The sequence below is a fragment of the Quisquiliibacterium sp. genome, assembly GCF_982640115.1.
This window is the reverse complement of the sequence record NZ_CEXFHW010000235.1, coordinates 1-4,979: the sequence shown is the minus strand read 5'-3', so window position 1 is coordinate 4,979 and position 4,979 is coordinate 1. Positions and strand designations below refer to the sequence as shown.

The 4,979-nt window shown below is 70.1% G+C and carries 4 protein-coding genes and 1 pseudogene; 4 read left to right on the top strand and 1 reads right to left on the bottom strand.

Annotation, left to right across the window (positions count from 1 at the left end; translation table 11 throughout):
• The first annotated feature begins 49 nt into the window (after window positions 1–49).
• The 4 genes from AC2H6A_RS17880 to AC2H6A_RS17865 all read left to right on the top strand — a co-directional run bounded on the left by AC2H6A_RS17880 (window position 50) and on the right by AC2H6A_RS17865 (window position 4,655).
• Window positions 50–1,021, top strand: coding sequence for a WD40/YVTN/BNR-like repeat-containing protein (locus AC2H6A_RS17880; RefSeq protein WP_484275074.1), 972 nt, complete (start codon window positions 50–52; stop codon window positions 1,019–1,021).
• Window positions 1,018–2,211, top strand: coding sequence for an FAD-dependent oxidoreductase (locus tag AC2H6A_RS17875; RefSeq protein ID WP_484275073.1), 1,194 nt, complete (start codon window positions 1,018–1,020; stop codon window positions 2,209–2,211). Before AC2H6A_RS17880 ends, AC2H6A_RS17875 begins: the two co-directional genes overlap by 4 nt.
• Window positions 2,208–2,933, top strand: coding sequence for a VOC family protein (locus tag AC2H6A_RS17870; RefSeq protein ID WP_484275072.1), 726 nt, complete (start codon window positions 2,208–2,210; stop codon window positions 2,931–2,933). The genes AC2H6A_RS17875 and AC2H6A_RS17870 overlap by 4 nt, the downstream gene beginning before the upstream one ends.
• Before the next feature lie 228 nt (window positions 2,934–3,161).
• Window positions 3,162–4,655, top strand: coding sequence for a Fic family protein (locus AC2H6A_RS17865; protein WP_484275071.1), 1,494 nt, complete (start codon window positions 3,162–3,164; stop codon window positions 4,653–4,655).
• Here the strand turns inward: AC2H6A_RS17865 and AC2H6A_RS17860 are convergent.
• Window positions 4,597–4,979, bottom strand: a pseudogene (locus AC2H6A_RS17860) (TetR/AcrR family transcriptional regulator); the annotation flags it as partial. The gene AC2H6A_RS17865 and the pseudogene AC2H6A_RS17860 sit on opposite strands and share 59 nt — an antisense overlap.

Below are 4,979 nucleotides of genomic sequence, written 5' to 3'. Positions count from 1 at the left end.
CGCTGAAGGACTACAACCTGCTCGACCTGAGCATCTGAGCGACGCTGACATGACCGACTTCACCCTGAGCGTGGGCACCGCCGGCACCTCGGTCTGGTTCAGCCGCGACCTCGGCGAGACCTGGGAGCGGCCCTACACCGAGTCGGGCCTGTACCTGGAGTCGCGGGTCTGGGCGCTGGCCAGCCACGCGGCCCGGCCCGGTGAACTGCTCGCCGGGACTGACTCCGGGGTGTACCGCTGGCAGGAGTCCAGCCGCACCTGGACCCACCTGCCCTCGCCCTTCGATACCCAGTGCACCTGGGCGCTGGCCCGGCACCCGCAACGGCCCGAGGTGATCGTGGCCGGCACCCACCCGGCAGGGCTGTGGCGCTCCGACGATGACGGCGCGAGCTGGCGCGCCCTGCCCGCCACGCTCGCCCGCGAGTGCGTCTTCGTGGGCAAGCCGCGCGTCACCCAGGTGATCTTCGACCCGGACGATGCCCAGACCCTCTGGGCCGGGGTGGAGATCGACGCCGTGCACCGCAGCCGCGATGGCGGCGCAAGCTGGCAGCGCCTGGACCAGGGCCTGCTCTCGGGCGACATCCACGGCATCGCGGTGGTGCGCGACGGCGCCCGTCGCACGCTCTTTGCGGCCACCAACAAGGGCCTGCACCGCAGCCATGACGAAGGCGAGACCTGGGCCTTCCAGGCGCTGGAGGCGCCCTGGCAGTACACCCGCAGCATCGTGGCCCGCGCCGATGGCGACCAGACCCTCTTTCTCACCAACGGCAACGGGCCGCCCGGCTCCACCGGCCGCCTGCTGCGTTCGCTCGATCGCGGCGCCAGCTGGCAGGACGCGGGCCTGCCCGGCGAGATCAACAGCACCCCCTGGTGCGTGGTCTCGCACCCGGCCGACCCGATGCTGGTGTTCACCGTGACCAATCTCGGTCAGCTCTTTCGCAGCCGCGATGGCGGGCTGAGCTGGCACAAGCTGCGCCGCGAGTTCGGCGAGGTGCGCTCGATGGCGCTGCTGCCGGCATGAGCACCGCGCTCGTCGTCGGTGGCGGCATCGGCGGCCTCAGCGCCGCGCTGTGCCTGGCGCAGCAGGGCCTGACGGTGACGGTGCTCGAGCAGTCGGCCGGCTTTGGCGAGATCGGCGCGGGCATCCAGCTCAGCCCCAACTGCACGCGGGTGCTGCATCACCTCGGCCTGGCCGAGCCGCTGCGCGCGGCCGGCTTCCTGCCCGAGGGCACCGAGATGCGGCACTGGCGCCGCGGCCACCTGATCGCGTCCAACCCGCTGGGCGACACGGTGCGCGAGCGCTACGGCTTTCCGTACTACCACATCCATCGCGCCGATCTCATCCGCGTGCTGGCGCAGGCCGCGGCCGAACACCCGCGCATCACCCTGCACACCGGCGCGCGCGTGACGGGCATCGAGGAACACGCCAACGGCGTGCGGGTGCATGCCGGCAACGCCAGCCATGAGGGCGCCCTGCTGGTGGGCGCCGACGGCATCCACTCCGTGGTGCGCAGCCACCTCTTCGGCGAGGAAGCGCCGCGCTTCACCGGCCATGTCGCCTGGCGCGCGCTGGTGCCCGCGGCCAGCCTGCCCGCCGGGCTGGTGCGACCGATGTCCACGGTGTGGTGGGGGCCGGGCCGGCACTTCGTGCACTACTTCGTGCGCGGCGGCGAACTGGTCAACTGCGTGTGCGTGGTCGAGAAGCAGGGCTGGGAGCTCGAGTCGTGGACCGAACGCGGCGACCATGCCGAGCTGCGCCGGGACTTCGCCGGCTGGCATGAGAGCCTGCAGACGCTGATTGCGGCCATGGACCCGCAGGCCTGCTACAAGTGGGCGCTCTTCGATCGGCCGCCGCTGCCGCAGTGGGGCCGCGGCCGCATCACGCTGATGGGCGATGCCTGCCACCCCACCCTGCCCTTCATGGCCCAGGGCGCGGCCATGGCCATCGAGGATGCGGCCGTGCTCGCGCGCCATGCCGCCCGCGGTCTGGCCGAGGGCGATCCGGCCGCGGCACTCACCCGCTATGCCGACATCCGCCGGCCGCGCACCAGCCGCATCCAGGCCGGCTCGCGGCGCAATGCCACGGTCTTCCACCTCTCGGGCATCAAGGCCTGGCTGCGCAATCGGGCCGTGGCCCGCGCCCGCAACCAGGTGACCGACGCCCTGTACCGCCACGACGCCCTGACCGACACCCCCCGGAGTGCCGCATGAGCCAGCCCACCAGCCCCCGCCACCCTGACCCGGCCGCCAGCCCGCGACCCAACGGCGTGCATCACCTTGCCCTGTGCACCGCCGACATCAAGCAGCAGATCGACTTCTTCACCGATGTGCTCGGCATGGAGCTGGTGGCGCTCTACTGGATGCACGGCGTGAAGGGCGCATGGCACGGCTTTCTGAGGCTCAACGACCACTGCTCGATCGCCTTCGTGCAGTCGCCGCAGATCGCCGGCATCGCGCCGGTGCTCGGGGTGAGCCACTCGGGTACCGCCGGCAACCCGAGTGCGCCGGGCACCCTGCAGCACCTGGCGCTCAATGTCGACAGTCCCGAGGACCTGCTCGCCCTGCGTGATCGCATCCGCTCGCGCGGCGTGAATGTGATCGGGCCGATCGACCACGGCTTCTGCCTGTCGATCTACTTCGCCGGGCCCGAGCTCCTCACGCTGGAAATTTCCACCTCGCACGAACCGATCGACGCGGGTGCCTGGATCGACCCCGAGGTGGTGGGGCTCGCCGGCATCAGCCCCGAGGAGCTCGCCCGCTACCGGAAGCCCGCCGCCTATGCCGGCGAGGGCGGCGCGGTGGCGCAGCCGCCGATCGACCCGGCGCGCCCGCACATGCACTACCCCGCCGAAGCCTACCGCCGGATGCTGGCCATGCCCGATGCCGAGTTCACCGCCACGCGCAGCCAGACGCAGCCGCCGGTGAAGGTCTGAGCATTGTCCTGGGGATCGGTAGACCCCTGGACCGCCAGATATGCGTATATTTTTTTGAAATGATGAGTTCATGCGCACTATTGCGCATCGATTCGCGTTTTCGGGCACCATGCCGCGATGAAAGACGAGGCCCTCATCGGCGGTGCCTGGCTTGCCGCCCGCCACGGTATCGAACTGGTTGCACCTCTGGCCGTGACCAGCCGCATCGGCGGTCGCCGCACCACCGGGATGGTCGACGGCATGGCGAGCGAAACTTTCGTGCCCGCGATGCGGCCGGCGCCAGACCTGCGCGGACATCTGACCTTCCATCTCAAGCATGAGGTGCCGCACCTCGAGCTGCTGGCTCGGCTCTTCGGATGCATCGATCCCGGGGAACTCACTGCCTGGATCGACGCCGAGCCCGGCGGCCAATATGCCCGGCGCGCCGGCTTTCTTTTCGAGTGGCTGACCGGCGACCGACTGCCGATCACCGCGGCCCCATCCGGCGGGTATGTCGATGCCCTCGACCCGAGCAAACTGGTCACCGCATCACCGGATCGGGCGGTGCCGCATCGCCGCTGGCGGGTGCGCGACAACCTCCCGGGAACGCCCGCCTTCTGCCCGATGATCCGCCGCACGCGCGCTTTCGATCGTGCGGCAAGCCTGGACATCCCTGCGCTGCTCGCCGAGCTGGAGCAGGAATTCGGCGAGGACCTGCTCATGCGCTCGGCCGTCTGGATGACGCTGCGCGAAAGCCGCTCGAGCTTCGCGATCGAGGGCGAGGCGGATCAGACCGATCGAATCCAGCGCTTCGCCGATGTGCTCGCCCGACGCACCGGACAGGGCCCTGTACCGCTGGATGACGCGTCGCTTGCGCAGCTGCAATCCGCGATCCTCGGCCCCCGGCACAGCCTGCCGAAGCTGGGCGTCCGCGAGTCGCCGGTGTTTGTGGGTGAGGTGATCCGGTACCAGGAGGTGATCCACTACCTCGCCCCCCCCGCCGCCGAGATGCCCGGCATGCTCGCCGGGCTGGCGGCGTTCCTGGACAGGACTCAGGGCCAGGCGCCGATGATGCGATGCGCCGCAGGGTCTTTCGGATTCGTCTACATCCACCCGCTGGCCGACGGCAACGGACGCGTGCATCGATTCCTGATCAACGATCTGCTGCGGCGGGATGGCGCGGTGCCAGAGCCGCTGATCCTGCCGGTTTCATCGCTCATGACCCGCAACGCCGCGGAGCGACGGGCCTACGATCGCATCCTGGACGCACTCTCGCGCCCGCTGATGAGCGCGATTGCCGGGCTCCATGCGTTCGGTGCCACGCAGACCGTTTATCCGGATGGTGTCCGATCGAATATCGAGTTCTGGGGCGCTGCGATTGCCCAACCGGCCTGGCGCTACCCGGACCTCACCCCCCATGTGGTCTATCTGGCCGATGCGGTGGAACGCACCATCCGCGAGGACATGCGTGGCGAGTCCTTGCTGCTGCGCAGCCATGCCCAGGCACGCGCTGCCATCAAGACGATCATCGAGATGCCCGACATGCAGATCGACCGGATCATCCGCTCGGTGCGATCCGGCGGGGGCACGCTTTCCGGGCTGCTGCGCAGGGAACTCCCCCTGCTGGCCGAGCCCGGCATCTGGGATTCGGTGGTCGAAGCGGTGAACCGCGCCTTCATCGCGCTCACCCCTCCCGCGACAGCGCCCCGAACAGCACCAGGCAGCTCTCCACCACCCGGCTGACCGGCATGTGATAGCCGCCGAGGTGCCAGCGGATGGCCACATGGAACACCGCGCCCACCAGGCCGGTGAAGACCATCGACTCGCTGGCCTGCTCGGGCAGGCGCTGACCCATCACCGGCCGGAAGGCCTCGATCACGAAGCGCAGGAACACCTGCGCGGCCTGCTGATGCTGGCGGTCGAGTTCAGGGCTCACGCCCAGCACCTCGAAGAGCAGCACCCGGGCCTTGCGCGGATCGGCGCGCAGCATGCCGAAGAACACCGCCAGGCCGGCGCGGGCCCGCGCCGGCGCGCTCGGCTCGCCGGCGGTGAAGGCCTGGGTGAGCG

Coding starts and splice junctions, on each gene's coding strand:
- AC2H6A_RS17865 (WP_484275071.1), top strand. CDS start 3,162: ATGGTCGACGGCATGGCGAGCGAAACTTTCGTGCCCGCGATGCGGCCG.
- AC2H6A_RS17870 (WP_484275072.1), top strand. CDS start 2,208: ATGAGCCAGCCCACCAGCCCCCGCCACCCTGACCCGGCCGCCAGCCCG.
- AC2H6A_RS17880 (WP_484275074.1), top strand. CDS start 50: ATGACCGACTTCACCCTGAGCGTGGGCACCGCCGGCACCTCGGTCTGG.
- AC2H6A_RS17875 (WP_484275073.1), top strand. CDS start 1,018: ATGAGCACCGCGCTCGTCGTCGGTGGCGGCATCGGCGGCCTCAGCGCC.